Origin of the sequence: Streptomyces niphimycinicus (genome assembly GCF_018883605.1) — a bacterium.
GTDB lineage: Bacteria > Actinomycetota > Actinomycetes > Streptomycetales > Streptomycetaceae > Streptomyces > Streptomyces niphimycinicus.
The window spans coordinates 1-498 of the sequence record NZ_JAHLEM010000231.1 but is presented as its reverse complement, the minus strand read 5'-3'; the positions used below and the strand labels follow the sequence as shown (position 1 = coordinate 498).

1 pseudogene is annotated in these 498 nt (G+C 77.5%); it reads right to left on the bottom strand.

Annotated elements, in window-relative coordinates:
• Window positions 1–498 (bottom strand): annotated as a pseudogene (locus KN815_RS21315) (hypothetical protein); the annotation flags it as partial.

The window sequence follows — 498 nt, the reverse complement described above, 5'->3', positions numbered from 1 at the left end:
GGCCGCCAGCGCGACCACGACGGCGGCGGCGGTCGGCAGCGGCAGCGCCCGTACGAGCACGGCCACGGCGACGGCGGCCGCCCCCACCACGACGGCGTCCGAGGACTCGGCGACGGCGGCAAGATGACCGGCCGCGAGCACCGTAAGGGCCGTGGACGCCACAGCGGCCGTCAGCCCGTACAGCCGCTCGTCCGCGGAGGCGTGGCTGCGCAACTGGAGGATCACCACCAGCAGCAGCCAGACGCCGATGGTGCCGATGAGGACCGTCGGGGCGTGCGCGGGCTCGGTGGCGAGCAGGCCGATGCTGGCGGCCAGACCGCCCGCGTAGGCGAGCGCGATGCCCTGCCGGGCGGGCCACATGCCGTTCAGCCGGAACCAGCCGGCCGCCGTGACCGCCTGGAGCACCGCCACCACGACGGCGACCGCCGGGCGGCCCAGCGGCGCGGTGGCCGCCAGCAGACCGGCGAGCACGGCGGTCAGCGCGGCGGGGACGAACCC